We start from the raw sequence: 21,255 nt of genomic DNA on the forward strand, positions 1-21,255 counted from the left end.
TTACGCCCGGAGTCCGCTCCGGGTTTTCGTGTTTGGCGTTACCTTTGTACCGACGATTCCCCGGAACGGTTTTCGACAACCGGGAATGTTTAACCAAAATTCGGAAAAGATGAAAAAGACGATTTTTGCAGTCTTCGCCGCCCTCTGCATGGCGGCAGGTACGAGCGCCTTCGCGCAGCCGCAGCGTATGGAACGGGGTCCGGAAGCGGGCGAACGCCCCTCCGTCGAGCAGATGGCCCGCGAGATGACGGACCGCATGGCCGAACGCCTGAAGCTCACGGAAAAACAGTCCGAACAGGTCTATGCCGCGACGCTCGAGCAGTTGCAGACGATGGAGGCCCATCGCGAGGCGATGCGCAAGGCGCGGGCGGAGCAGGCCGAGAAGATGAAGTCGATCCTTTCGACCGAGCAGTTCATGGAGTGGTCCAAGATGCAGGGCCCGCATCCCGGAGCCCGCCGCGGTCCGCAGATGATGCGCAAGGCGCCCGAAGGTCCCGCATGCCGGGAGGGCGCATGCTGCGACAGACCCTGTCCCCGTGAGAAGATGAAGGGAAAGAAGTGATACCGGATTTTCGGCGGCTTGTTGCAGCCGGGGCGCCGGTCGGTCGATTGGCGCCCTTTTTTTGCCGTTTCGCCTCTCTGTCGAACCGCCGTTGCGGGAAATGAATTAACTTCGCGCGTGCAAACAAGTGTTATTAAATAAAATGAAAAACGTACTACTGACTACCCTGCTGGCGCTCTTCGCGGCGGCGGCCTCCGCACAGACCGGGGCCGTCACGGGACGGATCGTGGATGCCGACACCGGAGAGAGCGTGGTCGGCGCGGTCCTGACCGTGACACCGGCCAGGAATCCGGAGAAGAAACAGTATCTCACCTCCGCCTACGAGGGATCGGTGTCGATTCCGTCGCTCTCCTACGGGGAGTACGGACTGTCGGTATCGTTCCTCGGCTACAACACCCTCGATACGACCTTCCGCGTCGCGTCGCCGAAGGTGTCGCTCGGCGTGCTGAAGCTCAAGCCGGGCGTGCAGATCGAGACCGTGGTCAAGGAGGTCAAGGCCATGCGCACCTCGCAGAAGGGCGACACGGTGAGCTATAATGCCGGGGCCTTCAAGGTGACCACCGACGCCGACGTCGAGGGCCTGCTGAAGAAGATGCCGGGCATCACCGTCACGGACGGCACGGTGGAGGCCCAGGGCGAGGAGATCAAGAAAATCTTCGTGGACGGCAAGGAGTTCTTCGGCGAGGACGTGACGACGGCCATCAAGTCGCTGCCGGCCGAGGCCGTCGAGCGCGTGGAGGTTTACAACAAGCTCTCCGACGCGGCCGAGTTCTCGGGCATGGACGACGGCGAGGGGTACAAGGCCCTCAATATCGTGACCAAGCCCGGCATGCGTCAGGGACAGTTCGGAAAACTCTACGCCGGATACGGTTATGACGCCGACACGAAGACCGAGTCGCAGCACAAGTACATCGCCGGCGGCAACGTCAATATCTTCTCGGGCGACAGCCGCGTGTCGGTGATCGGGTTGTTCAACAACGTCAATCAGCAGAACTTCTCGTTCGAGGACATTCTCGGCGTCACGGGCGGTTCGGGCGGACGCCGCGGCGGCGTGGGCCAGTACATGATGCGGCCCCAGAGCGGTGTGGCGAAGGTCAATGCGGTCGGACTGAACTATTCCGATACGTGGGGCAAACGCGACCAGCTTTCGTTCCAGGGCAGCTATTTTTTCAACAACACCAATACCACGAACCGTTCGACGACGCAGAAGTGGTACGAGGCCCCGATGGCCGTCGATACCCTCTCGACGACGGGCTACTCCGACACGAAGGGCTTCAACCACCGGTTCAACGCCCGTCTGGAGTGGAAAATCTCCGAGAACCAGAACCTGATGGTCCGGCCGAACTTCAGCTACCAGTCCAACGATCCGTGGAGTACGACGCAGGGCTGGCAGTACGGCGAGAGCGGATACAGCCGCACGGACAACTTCAACGACGGCCTCCGCAGCGGATACAGCCTCGGAACATTCGCCGTTTACCGCGCCAAACTGGGCAAGGACGGCCGGACGATCACGCTCAACGGCAGTTTCCGCTATTCGGACAGTGAGAACAACGCCACTTCCTACTCCAACCAACTGGGCAGCCTTCCCGACCGCCCTGTCACCGATCCCGCGACCGGCGTATGGATTCCGGACGACTACGTGCAGTTGCGCTACTTGCGCGATATGGCGCCTTCGCGCAGCCATACCCTGCGCGGCGAGTTCACTTACACGGAACCGGTGGCCAAATACGCGCAGGTGAGCTTCCAGTACCGCGCCACCTACGACCATCAGGAGCGCGACAAACGCTCCTACGAAACGGGCAGCGACTTCTCGATCGCCGGACTGACGCCCGATCCGCAGTTGTCGAACGCCTACGAGAGCAACTTCACCACGCATCGCTTCGGTCCGGGATTCCGCTATTCGAAGGAGCGCAACACGTTCATCGCGAACGTTTACTACCAGCGCTCGTTGCTCGACGGCATGGTGACGCAGAACGGTTCGGAGAAGATCCGCCACAACTACAACGACGTGACCTACTTCATGATGGGCCAGCTCAACATCAATCGTGAGAACTCGCTGCGGCTGTTCGTCTCTTCCTATACGGACAATCCGGAGGTGACCAACCTGCAGAGCGTCTACGACATATCGGATGCACAGAACATTTCGCACGGTAATCCGGGGCTCAAACCCTTCTACTCGCACCGCGTCAATTTCCACTACGTCAATTCGAACGTCGAGAAGGGCCGGACGTTCATGTGGATGTTCTCGTTCCAGAGCACGTCGGATTACATCGCCACGCATACGGTGCAGAATCCCTCGATCGAAATAGACGGTCAGCGTTATACGCCCAACTTCTATTCCATGCCGGTCAATCTCGACGGCAGCCGGAGCCTGATGACCCACTTGAGCTACGGCTTCCCGATCGGGTTCCTCAAGTCGAACTTCAACGTCATGGCGGGCATCGTTTACAGCAAGACCCCGAGCATGTTGGGCGGTACGGTGGATGCGGCGACGGGAATGATTTCGGGCGGCGAGCGCAACGACGCGAGCAATATGGGATACGACTTCCGCGCCGTGCTGGGCAGCAACATCTCCGAGAACGTCGATTTCACGCTGGCGTGGAACGGTACGTACAACGAGGCGACCAACTCGCTCGATGCCTCCGATTCGAAAAACCGCTACTTCAGCCATACGGCGCAGGGGGATCTGAAGGTGGTCTTCCCGCTCGGCTTCACGCTTACGGCGAGTGCGGCCTACACGCAGTATATCGGCTTTACGAACGATTACGACAGCCACTACACGCTCTGCAACGTTTACGTCGGCAAGAAAGTCTTCCGCAACCGACGCGGCGAGATCATGGTCGGCGTGAACGACATGTTCAATCAGAACAAGGCATTCGCCCGCACGACGGGTTCGGGATGGACGCAGAACGCCACGAACAGCGTGATCGGCCGCTATTATATGGTGCAGTTTACCTACAATCTGCGCCGCTTCGGCAAAAAAGGCTCCACGAATATCAAGGATTACGACGGCATGGAGCACCTGGAAGGCCGCCGTCGGATGGGGCCCGGCGGCCCGGGAGGTCCTCCTCCGTTCCGTCCGCGGTAACTTTCAGAATCGGCGGAACGCTTCGCATGCGCACCGGCCGGACCTCCTTCCGCAGACAGCCTTTCAGACCGCCGACCGTATAGCGGCTTCGGACCGAAAAGCGAAGACACCGGATCTCCCGGTGTCTTTTTTGTGCGAGCTCCGCAAAGAATGATTGTAAATAATTTTACTATATATGTGAATTCGTCTGCGCTTTGAGTGTCTTTTGATTGCCTTAATATCCGGCATGTGTATTATGTAAGGATTTTTTTGTCGAAATATTTGCGCTTTCAAATGGAAAATATATAACTTTAAAGTGGGTTTTACGGATTTCTTTACAGCGACTGTAAAATTCGAGAAAAACTACGACTTTTTTAACCTGAAAATTTCATGTATTAAAGAGAAACTGATTTTTGCGGGAGCCGTCGTATTGATGGTTGCCGCGGCTGTGACCGGATTCGCAATATCCGATCGATCGAATACCTTTGATCTGTTAAATGCCAATGTCGAAGCGTTGGCCAACGGAGAAACTGCTACAACTTGGAATTGTATTGGAAATACTGGTGATTGTTATGCAAGTTGTGGTATATGCGGAACATCCGTATCCGGCAAAGGTGATTTAAGAGGATCTCATAGATGTAATTAGTAATCCACAAGCATGCCGGTATTTTATTTGCCGGCATGCTTTAAAGAACTGATCCGCATGTATATAATAAAAAGAATAGGAATAATTTCGTTTATAGTGTTTTGTTGCCAGTGCAGCAAGCATACCATTGAATACGAAGGAGCAATAATTCCTGAACAAACAGAGCATCTTGCTTCGAATATATTGAATGATACGTTTTTATTTAGTTGGCCAAAAGATTTGATGATTTTGGACTCTTTATTAATAGTTCATGATTCTTATCAACAAACGAAATGTTTCCATATCTTTAGAAAAAGCAATGGCGAATTTCTCAAAAGTTTTGGCCAAAAAGGTCGTGGTCCAGGAGAGTTCATGGATATTAATTCAGTTAATAATAGAGACGGTTTAATAACTGTATATGACCCCAATTATAGGAAAATAGTGGTATTCGATCTTGTTGATTTGTTGCAAAATCAAGAGTCCTATTATCAAGAATTCATAATTCTTAATGCGCCTAATTTCATAAAACAAGCTCTTTATTATCAAAATAATTTTATTTTAAAAGGAAATACCGATAAATTACGCTATGCTTTTTGGGACCCTTCTTCCCAAACGTTTCATTCTGTTTATAATGATTATCCTCAATTATCCGAAGATCGAGAAACTAATTGGTCCTTAACTGATTATGGAGTAAAAGTCAGATTAAGTCCAAGCGGCAATACACTTGTCGCCGCAACTTATATAGGAGGAATATTGGAAATATTCAATATTGATAATAACTGTTTGAAATTAAAAAATATACGCTATTTTTTCGAACCTCGATATGGTTACGCCCAAGGAGCTAAACCGCGGTGGGTAACAACATCTCCGGAATCTATCATCGGTTTTGAAAACGTTTTCCTTACGGATGATGCAATTTATGGACTTGTGTGGGGTGTCGAAAAATCGAAGATGGAAACATGTAAACCTCAATTAGTTCGTTTTGATCAAAACGGAAATCCTGTCAAGTCTTATACTTTAGATGATACACTTGAATCAATGGCTGTCGATAATGATGGGACGATATATGGAGTGGGATATGATTCTAACGGACGGTATAAATTATGTAGATATACTCCGAAAACCGATAAAAAATCCCTATGATAGTGAATTCCAGCCATTACTCTCTTCCGCCGACAGCGGCTTCGGACCGAAAAGCGAAGACACCGGATTACCCGGTGTCTTTTTTTTGTGCGAGCTCTGCAAAGAATAATTATAAATAATTTTATTATATATGCGGATATACCTGCGCTTTTAGGTGTTTTTTTTGATTTCCTTGATATCTTACATGTGTATATGTGAGAATTTTTGTCGAAATATTTGTGCTGTTAAATAGAAAATATATAACTTTAAAGTGAATTTTGCGAGCTATTTTACGGAGACTGTAAAATTCAGATTAATTATTGACCTAAATTTTACAAGTATGAAAAATATGCGTCAGTCACCGAATCGTCGAAACTGCAAAATTTATTTGCCAATGCGGAAGCCTTGGCCGATAATGAAAGTCCGACCGAAGGCGAGTCCGGAGGAGGACTCGTTTGTAGGTGTCAGCCGGGAAACGCCAGAAGTTGTACTGTAGATAATTAAGGAGTTTTTAATTTGAAATGACTATGATCCGATTTCGTTATCTCTGTCTTATATTGGTCGTTGCAGCCCTTGCAGGATGTAATAAAACAAAAACAGGCTTTTGGCAAGGAAAAGTTTTCGATGCTCCGGCTGAAATTGCATATCGGAATGTTGCTTTGGACCGAATTGTATTGGATACCGTCAATTGCTCGTACGAAGGCCTTTCCGGAATCCTCGAAAACGGGAATATCTATTATATTGACAAATATTTCAGTTATCTGTATGAATTTTCTCCGGAAGGACGGTTGATAGAAAGACGATTGGGGGTCGGCAGAGGGCCTAAGGAAACGATCATACAGCATATCGACATAAACGCCTTTTCGAAAAACGGAGAATTGGCTTTGTTGGGGTCCAACGTGAATTTCGACGTATTCGATAATACATATCAGGCTCAGGCTCGATTTGTCGTTCCTTACGATCCGACAACCACCGATCGTGAGCGGTTCGAAATGTATTCGTATGCCCGTGATAATTTTAGTTGCAGGATGTATGAAGATATTATTTATATCGGAATGATATCGTATGTACGATCTTCTTTCAACTATTTCAGCCACGGAACCGATTTTTTGCAAAATTCGTTTCATATCGGCCGGGTTGATTGGAAAAAGAAAATAACGATGCCTATGATGCTTAAAGGTCATCCTGACATGTACTTCAACGACTCAGACAAGTATTATGAATTCCGATGCGTAAACTTCGACATTGATCGCGAGGGCAATTTCTATGTCAATTTCGAGGCGGATTCGATGATTTACAAATACACGCTGGATCAACGGCCGTTGGTTGCATTCGGACACGCGGGTCGCGATATGGATATGGATTATATGCCGATCGCGTCATTGGAACAAGTGAACCGGGACCTCGGGAAAAACCGTTTGAAAAAAGGGTATTACGGTACTGTGGAGTATATCGACGCAACGGGTTACCTGTTCCGTTCCTATCTGAAAGGCGCGGATGCCGCCACCGACGGTTTGCAGATTTACAAGGATGGCGTGCTCGTGGGCGATGTGGATGTTCCGAAGGGATTCCGCGTCACGGGCTACAACGCACCCTATTACTACTCGCAGGTCTTCGAGGATGAAGAAGCCGAGAAACTGACGGTTTACCGCTTCCGGTTATGAAACGATCGGTACAAAAGTTTTTTTTGTGTGTTTGCGGAGCCGGGAGGCCGGATTCATCTCCGGCTACAAGTCGATACGTACCATAAGATCGGTGAGAATGTGCTGAATACCGTAATCTGGGCGAACACTCCGGCATCGCTTCATATATTGAAATTGAAATTCAACGTATTGTCGGATTATTCCGATGGCGCCGACGAGGTGCTGCTGTTCGACGGCGGGACGGTCGATCTGGGCGAGCTTCCGCTCGGCGGGAGCCGTGAGGTGCGCGTCGGAGCCAGGAACGGTTCGGACAAGCCTGTCGTGGTGGTAGAGGCCTACTCGTCGTGCGACTGCACGCAGGTCACATACGACCGCAAGCCCGTACAGCCCGGCGGGAAGGCGAATGTCGATTGTATATAATTAAATTCAAAGCGCCTAATAATTTTATTAGGCGCTATTTAAAACCGTATTTATGAAAAAAAGTCTGGCTATCGTACTGATAGGTCTCGTCTTGTCCAGTTGCAGTACGAATCCCGAAGCCCACATGGCCTTCGAAGAAGTTCGTTATATCCGGGAGTTTCCCCACACTTATTCGCTTACGGCACAGGATGCAGAAAGTGTGGATTTCGGAATCATCGGCACACAGGATTTCATTGTCCACGACTCCCTGCTGATTCTCTCCACGGCAAACAAAAACGGATTCCTGACCTTTCTTTCCTTACCAGACCACCGAAATCTGGGGAGTTATCTGCTATTGGGGAATGGTCCTCAGGAGTTCATCATGCCTCCGTGGATCAGCCAGTCGGTCTTCTATCGGGAAAAAGGCGATTTATGCTTTACTTTGCACAACGTGGTCCGGAAACGGCTGGAGTGTTTCAATGTCACCCGAACACTTGAAAGCAAGCGGTTGCATCTATCCACGATAAAGGACTCTTTAGTATCCACGGCATTCCGATTCCTGTATATCAACGACTCAACCTTCATGTGCCGGGAGATAACATCGGACGAAACCCGGCAAATCCGATATTTCATCGAAAACGGCCGGCGTACGGAGCCCTTGTGTCTCATTCCTCTGAACGAATCCCGAGTCGATCCCGGCAATGGGAACTACAACATTCTGGCGACATTGATCCAATACAATCCCGACCGGCGGCGAGTTGTGGAGGCTCCTACCCTGCTGAACCACATCAACCTCTATGCTCCGGACGGTTCGTTCGCCCGGACGATCTGCGTCGGAAAGCGGCTCGATAAGACGAAAGACATTCAGGCCCGGGAGTACGGAGAGAGAATCCGCACCTACATGCATCTGCTGGCTTATCCGGATTTTTTCGGAGCCTTATATTTCGGGGCCACTGAAAAAGAGTTCGAGTCGGAACCCGGCAAAATTTCACCCGTTATCCAGTTATTCGACTGGGACGGTGAACCTCTGGCTGAAATTCGTCTTCCGTATATGGCTACGGCATTTGACTTTGACTTGAAAAACGGCGCGCTTTATACATTTGACCGAACTTCAGAGCAATTTCAAAAATATGATATAACGGATTTAAATTTTTGATATGCTCTTCGTGCTGCTCATTGACGCTCGTCGGATATTCCCGCATGCAGACTTGTAAAGGATTGCGGTAGTGAAGCCGGATTTCCTGTCGATCTGAAGGTTCGTTGCGAAGGACGATCGGTCGATGCACTGGCCGACGGGCCTATTGGAACCACGTGATGCACCTCGTGCCTGATCAACCGTCTTGAGTCCGCTTGCGCAGGATTCGACCGGCTGCCATCCGAAAAGCGAAGACACCGGAGCACCCGTATGGCAACTACCGGCCGGCTCCTTCCGATCTGCTGAATGCCAGTATCGGGGCTTTGACGCAGGATGAATCTCTCAATCCGGTGGCAGTCGGTTGTGATTGTAGAAACGGTTGCAGATATTTTAAATAATAGATAGAGCCTTTCTAAAAAGGAAATACTCTAAAAATGATTATGAAAAGAATATACGCTTTTGTTTTCGCTTGGTCGATAATTGCCGTGGCATGTACCGATACGCGGTCCAATTGTCCGACGGTCATCAAAGACCCGCAGGTTGTAAACTCGCTGGAAGGCGATCTTGTGACGCCCGATTCGGTAATCTCTGTGCTTGATTGGAAATTGACGGACCGATATATTGTCATATATACGTCTCAGGCCGATGGTGTCCTCCAATTGTGGAGCCTTCCGGAGTTGAAATACCACGGAAGCTATATCCGGAAAGGACGGGGCCCGGGAGAGCTGATTGCGGCAAACTGGGGGCAGACCGTTGAACGTAATGCGGTAATACTCTACGATATTCCGGCCGGGAAATTGACACGCTATCTCGTACGGAATGATTCATTGGAGACCGAATGTGTATTGGATATAGTCGGTCGCCGAACCCAAGACAAGTCACTTTTCAAACCGTATGTCGATATTTTGCAGATGAACGATTCATTCTATGCGATGCGGGCCTCTGACCGCCAAAAAGATGAATTGTCGATCGTGAACCTGCGACATGGCAATGTCGTATCTTATGCGGAAGAACTTTTACAACGCGATCCGGAGAAAGATCAATATTTGGAGTACGACTATCTTCTTGCAACGGATGGCCGTCATCTCGTTAAAGCCTATATGGAGTCCGATCGAATCGAAATCTTCGAACTCTTGGGGACGGATCTGCTGCCCCGATGCGTGATAACCGGTCCGGAAAATTCTGTGTCGTCCGGTTATAACGATATTATCTGTATGGGCGATCGGTTTGTTTGTCTGTTTGCGAGCGATGGATCCGGAGAAGGAAACATATTGGAGGTTTACGGATACGATGGCAGCCAGTTGGACCGGATTGCTCTTTCGCATCCGCTGACCCATATTCTCTACGATGAAAAGAATAAAATATTCTATGGATACAACGCCTGTTCTGAGAAGAATAACTTTTATCTGTTCCGTTATCCGAAATGAATCTCGCGGATAAGTTTTCCCCGTGAAGGGATACTGTAGATTGCAACGTTCTGAATAATAAAGAATGGCTATTAGAAACGACTTCGAATCCGTGTGGAAGGAATTGATATCGTTCTGAAAAACAGCTTCCTAACACTTTATTTGTAGGTAGTCGCCAATAATATAAACGGATCGGCCTCTGAATGCGTATTAAGACAAACGGGGTTTTGTTGATGAATTCATTTTGTCTGCGTATCTTTATCCGGCGAACCCCATGCAGATTCTGACCGCTTATGAAAACGGTAGGGAAGGAAATTATCGATGGACTTAATCGGGGCAGCGAATCGGCGTTCGCCGCCTTGTATGACTCCTATTTTTCCTATCTGTGTGCCTGTGCGGCGACCTATGTCCCCGATCCTGTGAGCGCCGAGGAACTTGTCAACGACGTCTTTGTCAATATATGGGAACATCGCGGCCGTTATCGGGTCCCTTTGCACGGATATCTCGTCAACAGCGTCCGGAACGCTTGTATCAGCCATATCCGCTCGCAGTTGTTCCGCCGTCGGCTGCGGGAAGGCTACGAACGGGAGTTGTTGCTGTTTGCCGAGCAACGATGTCTCACCGACGCTCATCCGCTCGAGGTTCTGTCCGCACAAGAGGTGGAGACACGTATCCGGGCTGTCGTCGAAACGCTTCCTGAGCGCTGCCGGGCCGTCTTCGAACAATACTTCTACCGGGGAGAATCCGCCCGGGAGATCGCCGAGAACCTGCGGATCGACCCCGTCACGGTACGAGTTCACATCAAGAACGCTCTCGACCGCCTTCGTGTCGAATTAGGACCGTTACTGACTGCCTATCTTTTCACGGCCTTTTTCAACCCCTGATTGATTATCCGTCCAAACAAAAAAACGGCGGGTCCTGCTAAACGATGCAGGACCCGCATGCGTAATTTATTATGCATGCAAAACTGGACAAGATGGAAAAATATTTTGAAGAGCTGATTATCGACTACCTGACCGGGAACCTGTCGGACCCGGATATCGCCCGGTTTCTCGAGTTCGTACAAAGTGACGAACGACACCGCAGGCGTTTCGAGGAGCTGAGCCGCCTATATGCCCAGTCGCTCATCCCCCGTTTCGAAACTGACAAAAAGGCCCGGTACCGGGAGGCGGAGCGGCGGATCGCCGCATCCCGCCGCAGGCCGTCGTTTTGGCGGATTGCCGGTTGGACGCGTGTCGCAGCCGCTCTCTTGGTCGGTATCGTCGTGGGAGCCGCCTCGCTTTTCGTACTCCGGCTTGATGCGGAGCCCGGCCTTTGCGAAGTGACGGTTCCGGCAGGCGCCCGTTCGCAGATCATGCTGCCCGACAGCTCCCTGGTATGGCTCAATGCCGGTTCTAAACTTATATATGCCAGCGATTTCGGTCGTAAGGACCGTCAGGTGCGACTCGAAGGCGAAGGCTATTTCGAGGTTGCGCGTAATGTCGGATGCCCTTTTACCGTCCGGACTGACGTGCTGGATGTCACGGTGCTGGGAACCTCCTTTAATGTGCAGGCTTACGCCGATGCCCGGACCGTCGAGGTCGATCTGCTCAAAGGTCGCGTGGAGGTAGCCGCAGCCGACGGACGCCGCCTTTCGCTCCTTCCTGACCGGCAGGCACGGTTCGACCGTACCTCAGGGCTGTTCGAATCTCACCCGGCCGTAACCGCGCTGGCGGCAGATTGGATCAACGGACGCCTGTCGTTCGTCAACACGCCGTTCCGGGAGATTCTGGACAAGTTGCAACGCCATTTTAACGTACGAATTGAGGTCAGCAGCGAAAAAGCCGCTCGTGAGTCCTTCTCGGGAAGCATCGACCTGCGCCTCTCGCTCGACGAAATACTCCGCTACATCGACGTGGACCGGAAATATACCTGGACAACGACCGACGGAACACTGCGACTCTCGGACCGGAATTGATAACGCACCACAACCTAAACCAACCTGAATACGATGAACAAACTCTACCTGAACCTGAGAAACTCCCTGTTCCGGTATCTGCTGCCGGTCGGGTGCCTGCTGTTCTGGGGGCTGCCGGCCGCGGCGCAATCCGGGTCCAACGCCCGGATTACGATCCATGCCGATGAGCAACCGGTTATCCGGATACTCAACCGGATCGGTGAACAGAGCGGCTGTTCGATCATCCTGCGCGACAACGATGTCGATCCGGACCTGAAGGTCTCCCTGCACGTTGATAATGCGACGCTCGGGACGGCCCTGCGACAATTACTGTCAGGGACCGACCTGACTTATCAGATCGACGGACGGAAGATTTCCGTCTTCCGTCCCCGGCGATCCGTTCCCGCTCTTCCCGGAACGCGGAAAGTCCAGGGTGTCGTGATCGACGAACAGAAACGCCCTGTCACCGGAGCAACGATCGTGCTGCCGCAGTTCCCGACAGTGGGAACCATCTCCGCCTCTGACGGCAGTTTCTGCCTGCAACTGCCTGTCGGTGCCGACCGGCTCGAGATCTCCTGTATAGGCTATGAGAAACAGCAGGTAACTCTCCCGGCCGATGCGGGTCGGACGTTGGAGATCGTCCTGCAAGACGATGTCCAGACGTTGGAGAATGTGGTGGTGGTCGGTTACGGCGTTCAGCGTAAAAGCGTCGTCACGGCGGCCATCAGCAGCGTGAAGGGCGACGATCTGAGACGTGTGACGGGCACTCGCATCGACAATGTGCTGAAAGGCATGGTGTCGGGTGTGAACATCACGCAGAGCTCCGGCCAGCCCGGTTCCGGAGTTCGTGTACGCATCCGCGGCGTGGGGACCATCAACGACAGCAATCCGCTCTACATTGTCGATGGGATGCCCGTCAGCAGCAATATCGACTATCTTAATCCGGCCGACATTCTCTCGGTCGAGGTGCTCAAGGACGCCGCGTCGGCTGCCATTTACGGTGCCCGCGGTGCGAATGGCGTCATTCTGGTCACGACCCGTCAGGGCAACAAGGGCCGCACGTCGGTCGATTACTCGTTCTCCTACGGATGGCAGAGCCCCTGGCGCACGAAGGACGTGCTCAACGCCCATGAATACGCTGTGATGATGAATGAGATGAATATGAACAGCGGCCTGTCCCCGATCTACGAAAACCCGGCGGCGCTGGGTAAGGGCACGAACTGGCAGAAGGAGCTCTTCAACTACAATGCGCCTGTCGTGGAGCATCAGGCCAGCGTCAGCGGCGGCAACGATAAGGTAAATTACTATCTGTCGTTCGGTTATCTGTATAACGAAGGTATCATCGGCGGCGATGTCAATCGGTCGAATTATGACCGTTATAGCGTCCGGGCCAATACGAACTATACGCTTTTCGAGAAATCCGAGCAGCGCTTTTTCCGTTCGGCGCGCGCTGGTGTCAATATGGCCTATTCGCGTACCGTGTCGCGTAGCATCGGTGAGAACAGCGAACGTGGCAGTGTGCTGGGCAGTGCCGTTTCGATGTCCCCGATCATGGGAGTCTATGCCGGCAACCCCGAGGAGGTCCTCAACGAACATCCCACGGCCGTGACTGACTTTTCGGGCCGGGTTTTCGCCATCGCAGGCGACAATTTCGGCAACATGGTCAACCCGATCGCTCAACTGCACCTGCCGGGCGACAAGTCCGCCGCCGACAAGCTGATCGGCAATATCTGGGGCGAGATCGAGCTCTATAAAGGACTGATATTTAAATCATCCTACGGTACGGAACTGGTCTTCAGCAGCAACGACGGCTATCAGATGCCCTATTATCTGGGACGTTACACTTATGCCGACCGCTCGTCGGTCTGGTCGAGTATGGAACGGCTCTTCACGTGGCAGGTCGAGAACACGCTGACCTACGACTGTACGCTGGGCGAACGGCATCAGCTTACAGTTCTGCTGGGACAGTCGGCACAGTCCTCGCACTCGCAGAACGTCGGCGGTTCGAGCTACGACATCAGCGACCCTTCGCAGCCGTGGATCGACACGACCGAGTCCGATGACAATTCGCGCAGCGCCTGGGGAGCACCTTCGCCCGACCACCGGCTGCTGTCGTATTTCGGCCGTGTGAGCTATAATTACGACGAACGTTACATGGCCGAGTTCACACTTCGCCGCGATGGATCATCGAATTTCGGTCCGGCGCACAAGTGGGCTACCTTTCCGTCGGTTTCTGTGGGATGGAACCTCACCAATGAACCTTTCATGGCAAACCGCCCGAAGGCACTCTCTTCGCTGAAACTCCGTGCCAGCTGGGGCCTGAACGGCAACGAATCGATCGGTTCTTTCCACTATATTTCGACCGTGACCGGTGGTGCGGATTACATACTCGGTCCCGAAGGGCTGAATACGTTGGTACCGGGTGCTACGCCGAGCGGCTATCCGAACGATGGTCTGAAATGGGAAGAATCCGAGCAGTTCGACGTAGGTATCGACGCGTCGTTCTTCGGAAACCGACTTTCGCTGACGGTGGATTATTTCAACAAGCGCACCAACGGTATGCTGATGACCGTTCCGTTGCCGCAGTATATCGGTAATTCCCGGCCTTACGGCAACGTGGGCGACATGAAAAACAGCGGTGTGGAGATAAACCTCCGTTACCTCTTCCAGGTGTCGGACGTCTCGTTCGATATCGGCGGCAACGCTACCTATATCAGCAACCGGCTGATACGCCTGGGTAATCAAAACGGCTGGGCCAATTACGATACGGTGTTGGGTAATATCGGCACCATCACCCGCGCCGAGAACGGTGAACCGTTCCCTTTCTTCTACGGTATGCGCACGGCAGGCATCTTCCAGACGGCCGACGAGGTCGCCGACTATGTCAATTCCCGGGGTGAAATGCTCCAGCCCGATGCGCGCCCGGGCGACGTGAGGTTCGTCGATTGCAACGGCGACGGAACGATCGACGATGCCGACCGTGTGAAGATCGGCAAAGGTGCACCCGACTGGACTTTAGGTTTCAACCTCGCAGTGGCTTGGAAGGGCATCGACCTCGGGGCCTTTTTCAATGCCACGATCGGCAACGATATCTTCGATGCCTCCTATCGGTCGGACTATCCTTACCTCAACATGCCGCGTCACATGCTCGATCGCTGGACGGGGCCCGGCTCCTCGAACCGTATTCCGCGCCTCTCCCGCAATGTCGACGCCGCCAACTGGCAGTCGTCGGACCTTTACGTGCACGACGGTTCCTTCCTTCGCCTGCGCAGTCTCCAACTGGGCTATTCGTTCCCTGCGGCGTTGCTCCGCAAGGTCCATATCGAGCGGCTGCGCCTCTGGGTCGGAGCCGAGAATCTCTGGACCCTGACTTCGTACGAAGGCTTCGATCCGGAAATCTCCTCCGGCGGGACCTCGCTGGGTGTTGATCGCGGCGTTTATCCTACGGCGCGCATCTTTACCATCGGAGCCAACATCACCTTCTAACCTCAAAACGACGATGAACATGAAATACATACGGATTATATTGGCGGCATTGGTCCTTTCGGTGTCCGTCTCCTGCACATCGGATTTCCTCGACGTGGACCCCACGACGGAGATTCCCGAAAAAGATTATTACGATGATTATGAAACTCTGTTGAAAGGACTGATGGCGGCCTATGCGCCCCTTCAGTGGCCGGATTTCGTCTTCGGGGAATACGGTCCGCTGGCATTCGTATCCGACGTCATGTCGGACGACGTACGCGTCGGCGGGGCCAACGAGACCGACATTCCCTACCTGCAACTCATGCGTAAATTCTCCGCGACGCCCAACCATACGCCGTCGGTCCTCTGGGTCGTCCTTTATTCGGGCGTCTACCGTGCCAATACCGTGCTGCAGTACGTCGATACGGCGGAAGGCATGTCGGGTGCGACCCGCAGCCGAATCAAGGCCGAGGCCTACGCCCTGCGTGCCTACTATTATACCTGGCTGTGGAAACTTTTCGGAAATGTCCCCTACTACGACCGCAATCCGACGGGGCCCGATTACCTGATCGACCAACTTACGGCAGACGGGGTTTATGCCAAGATCATCGGCGATCTGGATGCCGCGCTGACCGGCAGCGGGCTTCCCAAGGTCGTGAAATCCGCTGAACTGGGTCGCTTCACGCGTGCAGCCGCACAGATGCTTCGCGCCAACGTGGTGATGTACCAGCAGGATGCCTCCCGCTACGCAACGGTGCTGACCGATATGCGCGAGATCATCGGCTCCGGGCTTTATTCTCTCCGGAGCGATTTCGCCGGCCTCTGGACCGACAGCGGCGAATGGGGGACGGAATCGATTTTCGAGATCAACTATACCGATTCTCCCAGCAGCCGCACTTGGGAGAATCCGACGAAAGCCGGCGGTACGGTCTTCCCGACGCTCATCGGAATCAACGGTTATTCAGGCCCCGAATGGGATACGGGCGGCTATGGTTTCGAACCCGTCGAGGAGGCGCTCTACAACGCCTATGAAGGTGACGACACGCGCCGGGACGCCACGATCCTGAATTTCGCCAAATACCGGCAGCAGCATCCCGAGGCGACCTACACGCCCCGTTACGACGATACGGGCTACTTCAACCGCAAATATTTGGGTCGTGCCGACGGCCACGACAAATATACGGGCAACGCCCCGGAGATGAATTTCCGTAACAACTACCGCGTATGGCGTTATGCCGAAACGTTGCTGATCGCGTCGGAGTTGATCGTGCGCACGAACGGCGACCGGGACGAGGCCGACGACTACCTCAATCAGGTCCGCGCACGGGCTTTCGGCATGAAGCCCGGCGATGCGGCCTTTGCAGCCAAACGGCGCACTGCGACGCTCGACAACCTGCTGCTGGAAAATCGGCTGGAGTTCGCGCTCGAAGGTCATCGTTTCTGGGATCTCGTGCGTTACGGGAAAGCCGAGGAAGTACTCGGCAGCCGCGGTTACACCGATGCCAAGAAACACCTGCCGATCCCGCAGTCGGAGATCGACCAGGCACACGGCACCTTGAAACAAAATCCCTATTAACCGGCTTCCACCATGAAAAAACTACTGATATTACTGTCGTTCACCGCCCTGTGCCTGGCGTGCAGCAAGGCGGAATACAGTCTGGGAGACATTCCTTCGAATGAGAATACCGATTATTCGGTCACCCCGGAAAAAGAGCATCCCAATATGATCCGGTTCCGGTTCAACGAGCAGGGAGTTTCTCCCTTCTGGAAGGTCCGCAAACCCGACGGCTCCTATGTCGAATCGAGCAGCCGCGATTTCACGCTCCGCTATTATATGAAGGGCGAATACGACGGAACGCTGCAGGTTTACGGCGGCGGCGGAGTCAGCGAACCCATTGCCTTCACATTCCGCGTGACGGAAAACGACCCGATTGTCGCCCTGTTGACGGGTTCGGGCGAACAGAAAGTTTGGGAGTGGAATTATTCCGTTGATAACCACTTCGGCGAAGGTTCCAGTTCGACCCGTGTTCCGGACTGGTGGCCCGTGAAAGCCAACGAACTGAAGGATATGAAGATGTATGATGACGAACTGTCGTTCGTTACCGACACCTGGCAGTATGTGCTCGATGCCAAAGGTTATGTCTATGCCGACGGTTCGGTTCTCTCCGACCTTGATCCGCAAAATTATCCCGAAGGGGGTACCTACAATTCTGCGACGATCGCTTACAACCAGCCCGAAGGTCAGAAATGGGCCCTTTACGCAGACGAGACCGGGACACTGTGGCTGAGCTTCACCGGAGGCGGATTCCCTTCGTATGCTCCTTATCCCGATGGGCTGGGCGGTGCCTACGAGGTAATGGAACTGACGGAGGAGACGCTGGCGCTGCGGTTCGATACCGGATCGGACAAATACGGCGCCTGGTATTACCGCTTCGTAGTGAAAGGTTCGCAGCCCGATGCCGACCTGCTGGCGCTCGAACAACTGCTGACGACGAAGAGTGACGGAACGCAGAAGGTCTGGACCTGGGATTATACCCGGGACGGACATTTCGGCGAGGGAGATCTGGCCTCCCGCGAGCCTGATTGGTGGCCGGCCGGTGCCAATGAAATGCATAACTACTCGATGTACGACGACGAGCTCTCGTTCCTCGCCGCAGGCAAGGCGTATGAACTGGCGGCGAACGGCTACGTTTACTGCGATGCCAGCGCACGTGCTGCCATGGGCCTCGAAGACGGTCCTACGGGTGATGTTGCCTATACGCAGCCCGAGGGACAGACCTGGAAAATCGAAATGCGCGAGGGCGTACCCTATCTGAAATTCTCGGAGATGGCATTCCCGAGTGCCGTTTGCCATCCGTCGGCGCTGGGCGGCAGTTTCGAAATTCTCTCACTAACGGCCGATGAACTCTATCTGCGTTTGGCGACCGATGTGGATGCGTGGTATTTCCGTTTCGTTCCGAAGCCCGAAGCGGAGCCCGAGCCCGAACCCTCCGAACTGGAAAAACTGCTGACAACCTCGGCGGACGGTTCGCAGAAGGTTTGGGTCTGGGATTACGCTCGGGACGGTTATTTCGGTGAGGGCGATCTTTCGGCCCGTGATCCGAACTGGTGGGCTCCTTCCATGGACGAAATGAGCGTTTATTCGATGTTCGACGACGAACTGATCTTCCGTTTCGAGGGCAATGCCTACGAACTGTCGGCGCATGGGGCGGTCTATTGCGATGCGAGCGCCCGTGAGGCCATGGGTCTCGAAGCGGGCAAGACAGGCGACATAGATTACACCCAACCCGAGGGACAAACCTGGAAGATCGAGGATCGCAGCGGTACACCCTACCTGGTATTTTCCGAGATGGCATTCCCCAGCGCGATCTGTCATCCGTCGGCGCTGGGCGGCAGTTTCGAGATTATGGCCTTGACGGCCGACGAACTCTATCTGCGCTTGGCGACCGATGTAGATGCCTGGTATTTCCGCTTTACCGTGAAAAAATAACCGATAACGACCTGAAACGATGAAAAAGATGATTTGGATGATAAGTCTGCTGTGCATGGCCACGGCAACAGGATGCATGCAGGACGACCCGACCTATTTCCGGAAACCCGGCTGGTGGGTTGACGGCGAACAGGACGAGGAAGGCGACGGCGAATACCGCCTGGTCTGGTCCGAGGAGTTCGATGAGGAACCCGCCGCCGGAGCGGAATATGCCCAGCCGGGTGAGAAATGGCGGTTCGAAACAGGCGGTTCGGGCTGGGGTAACAACGAGGAACAGTATTATGTTGACCGCGTACACGGGGATTATGCCGTGACCAAAGTCCGCGACGGAATGCTGACCATCACGGCTTACAAGCCGGAAATGCCTGTCGGAGGCAAGAAGTATATCTCGGCCCGTATGAGCAGCCGTCAGTCGTGGACCTATGGCAAATTCGAGATGAGGGCCAAGCTTCCGGCGGGTCGGGGCGTATGGCCGGCGTTCTGGATGCTGCCTGTCACCCATTCCGACGACAACCTGCTCGACGGAGAGATCGATATCATGGAATACGTAGGCTACGAACCCGGTATCGTGTGGTTCTCGGTACACAATAAAAAGGACCGCACGGAGGACGGCAAGAATGAATTGACGACGAGTTATGCGCCGGAATCCCCCGAAACGGAATTCCATGTTTATGGTATGGAGTGGACGCCGGATTATATCCAGGCCTACATCGACGGCGTGCCTTACTACACATTCCGCAACGACGGCTCGGGCCGTGCTGAGAGCTGGCCTTTCGACAAGGCGTTCTACCTGAAGCTCAACATTGCCGTCGGCGGTGACTGGGGCGGCTACGAGGGGATCGACGATTCGATCTTTCCGGCGGAATATGTTATCGATTATGTACGGGTCTATCAACGGTAAGCGATGAAAATAGACAGGCGCTCCGGCGTTATAATGCACGGATCGCTGCGGTCGAGATGCCGCGGCGCGTAAATTTCCGGGTTTCATCGCCGGGCCTGAGACGGCAGGACGGGATTCTGCGGGCCAATTCGGCCGAGCCCGGTGCGACAATCCGCCATACGCCCGACGGCAGCGAACCGACCGAGACATCCGACCGATGAACCCCGCTCCATTTGCCTGTAAGTTGCCGGACCGGGCGCCTTCACGGCCTATGCGGATACTGTGTCGGACGATATTCGCGGTATAGCAGGGATCGAGTTGAAAGTTATTTCGACTCGATCCCTTTCCGGATAATTATACATGCCGCCGCAGCGCCCGGACTGGGTAGATGATTCTCGGCGTTTCAGCCGAAAGGCGGTCGCAATTCATCGAATCATGGGCTTCAGAATGGAACCGTCTGCGGCTGACAATACTATGGAAGTATCGGGCTGACAACCGACGGATGATGAAGCCTCGATCGGATAATACCGCCATGAATCCGTTCCCGGATAAAAACAGCGCAACAAAACGTTTTCTGTCCGGTAATCGACGGGCCGCTCCTCTCGGAATTGCAATTAAATCGAGGGGAGTTTCATTATTTTATCGATCATTTTCTATATTTGTGTGTTCGAGTCCGGCCGGCGACTGCCCCGGACGCCGTTGAATGGATAGTTCATACGACGGCAAATCAATAGACGAAAAGGCTGCGAAAAAGATGGCTAACAGTTTATTTGCGATTCGGTCGTCGGATGCGATTTTCGGAATTTCCATGCATGGACGGATAACTGCGGAGCATTGGAGATAATACGTTTTTGGACGATGCGCTCATTACATTCGGATAAAATACAGACGGATTCTTCGGATGAAACTCTCCCGTTCGTTCCGGAAGAGGGGGACTTCGGCCGTTTCGATCGCATCTATCACGAATATGCGGCCCGCCTGATCGTATTCGCCCGCCGTTTCGTCACGGAGAAATTTGCAGAGGATATCGTGCAGGACGTATTCGTGCGGGTTTGGCAGCAGGGGCGTTTCCGTCTGCCGTCCGAGGAGTTGAGCCGTTATCTTTACCGCAGCGTATTGAATGCCTGCCGGAATTCCATTCGGCATGAACTGGTCGTCAGCCGGTATGTCCGCACCTCGCTTGCAGAGCTGCGGCTCGGAGAGGTGGAATACGAACTGCGGATTCTCGATGAACCGCGGAACGAACGCGAGGATGTCCTGCGGGCGTTGATCGAGCAGTTGCCGGAACGCTGCCGCGAGGTTTTCCGGTTATCGTGGTACGAGGATCTGAAGAGTGCGGAAATCGCCGAGCGGCTCGGCATTTCGCATCGTACGGTGGACGCCCAGCTTTATAAAGCGCTTCGCTTCCTTCGCGAAAGGATGCTCATCCTGCTGATCTTTAGTCTTATTTACCCCCCCCCTTCGAATGGCTGCTGAATTTTTTTTCGAACGGAGTAGGTAATTTTTACGGGACATGTGTTTTACA

General features: G+C 53.5%; 16 protein-coding genes. All 16 read left to right on the forward strand.

The annotated features are described in order from the left end of the window. The first annotated feature begins 109 nt into the window (after positions 1-109). The 16 genes from KB554_RS00085 to KB554_RS00160 all read left to right on the forward strand — a co-directional run bounded on the left by KB554_RS00085 (position 110) and on the right by KB554_RS00160 (position 21,206). Positions 110-562 carry a DUF4890 domain-containing protein gene (locus KB554_RS00085; RefSeq protein WP_211034545.1) on the forward strand — a complete coding sequence of 151 codons (453 nt, stop codon included), beginning with the start codon at positions 110-112 and terminating at the stop codon, positions 560-562. Between the two features lie 142 nt (positions 563-704). Then, a complete protein-coding gene (locus KB554_RS00090) occupies positions 705-3,650 on the forward strand; it encodes a TonB-dependent receptor (protein ID WP_141429765.1) in 2,946 nt (981 codons plus the stop codon). 295 nt (positions 3,651-3,945) lie between these two features. Then, complete coding sequence (locus KB554_RS00095) at positions 3,946-4,275, forward strand: NVEALA domain-containing protein (protein ID WP_242116190.1); 330 nt, start codon at positions 3,946-3,948, stop codon at positions 4,273-4,275. Between the two features lie 57 nt (positions 4,276-4,332). Next, complete coding sequence (locus KB554_RS00100; RefSeq protein WP_211034546.1) at positions 4,333-5,397, forward strand: BF3164 family lipoprotein; 1,065 nt, start codon at positions 4,333-4,335, stop codon at positions 5,395-5,397. Positions 5,398-5,903: 506 nt separating this feature from the next. Next, positions 5,904-7,040 (forward strand): hypothetical protein, encoded by a 1,137-nt coding sequence (locus tag KB554_RS00105; protein WP_211034547.1) that lies wholly within the window; start codon positions 5,904-5,906, stop codon positions 7,038-7,040. Between the two features lie 99 nt (positions 7,041-7,139). Then, positions 7,140-7,439 (forward strand): DUF1573 domain-containing protein, encoded by a 300-nt coding sequence (locus KB554_RS00110; protein WP_211034548.1) that lies wholly within the window; start codon positions 7,140-7,142, stop codon positions 7,437-7,439. A 52-nt stretch (positions 7,440-7,491) separates the two neighbouring features. Further along, a complete protein-coding gene (locus KB554_RS00115) occupies positions 7,492-8,574 on the forward strand; it encodes a BF3164 family lipoprotein (protein ID WP_211034549.1) in 1,083 nt (360 codons plus the stop codon). 419 nt (positions 8,575-8,993) lie between these two features. Then, positions 8,994-9,980: a hypothetical protein gene (locus KB554_RS00120; protein WP_211034550.1), complete on the forward strand. Its 987-nt coding sequence runs from the start codon at positions 8,994-8,996 to the stop codon at positions 9,978-9,980. 272 nt (positions 9,981-10,252) lie between these two features. Next, positions 10,253-10,843, forward strand: coding sequence for an RNA polymerase sigma-70 factor (locus KB554_RS00125; protein WP_211034551.1), 591 nt, complete (start codon positions 10,253-10,255; stop codon positions 10,841-10,843). 92 nt (positions 10,844-10,935) lie between these two features. Then, the gene (locus KB554_RS00130; RefSeq protein WP_211034552.1) at positions 10,936-11,916 is read left to right on the forward strand and encodes a FecR domain-containing protein; all 981 of its coding nucleotides are present in this window, start codon (positions 10,936-10,938) and stop codon (positions 11,914-11,916) included. Positions 11,917-11,949: 33 nt separating this feature from the next. After that, positions 11,950-15,381 (forward strand): TonB-dependent receptor, encoded by a 3,432-nt coding sequence (locus KB554_RS00135; RefSeq protein WP_211034553.1) that lies wholly within the window; start codon positions 11,950-11,952, stop codon positions 15,379-15,381. Between the two features lie 19 nt (positions 15,382-15,400). Continuing rightward, entirely contained in the window at positions 15,401-16,936 is a 1,536-nt protein-coding gene (locus KB554_RS00140; protein WP_211034554.1) for a RagB/SusD family nutrient uptake outer membrane protein, read from the forward strand. A gap of 12 nt (positions 16,937-16,948) precedes the next feature. Next, complete coding sequence (locus KB554_RS00145) at positions 16,949-18,850, forward strand: hypothetical protein (protein ID WP_211034555.1); 1,902 nt, start codon at positions 16,949-16,951, stop codon at positions 18,848-18,850. Between the two features lie 19 nt (positions 18,851-18,869). Beyond that, positions 18,870-19,751, forward strand: a complete 882-nt coding sequence (locus KB554_RS00150) for a glycoside hydrolase family 16 protein (RefSeq protein WP_211034556.1) — start codon at positions 18,870-18,872, stop codon at positions 19,749-19,751. Between the two features lie 56 nt (positions 19,752-19,807). Beyond that, positions 19,808-19,951: a chitobiase/beta-hexosaminidase C-terminal domain-containing protein gene (locus KB554_RS00155; protein WP_211034557.1), complete on the forward strand. Its 144-nt coding sequence runs from the start codon at positions 19,808-19,810 to the stop codon at positions 19,949-19,951. A gap of 637 nt (positions 19,952-20,588) precedes the next feature. Beyond that, the gene (locus KB554_RS00160; protein ID WP_141429754.1) at positions 20,589-21,206 is read left to right on the forward strand and encodes an RNA polymerase sigma-70 factor; all 618 of its coding nucleotides are present in this window, start codon (positions 20,589-20,591) and stop codon (positions 21,204-21,206) included. Positions 21,207-21,255 lie beyond the last annotated feature (49 nt).

Source organism: Alistipes sp. Marseille-P2263, from assembly GCF_018101075.1.
Lineage (GTDB): Bacteria > Bacteroidota > Bacteroidia > Bacteroidales > Rikenellaceae > Alistipes > Alistipes dispar.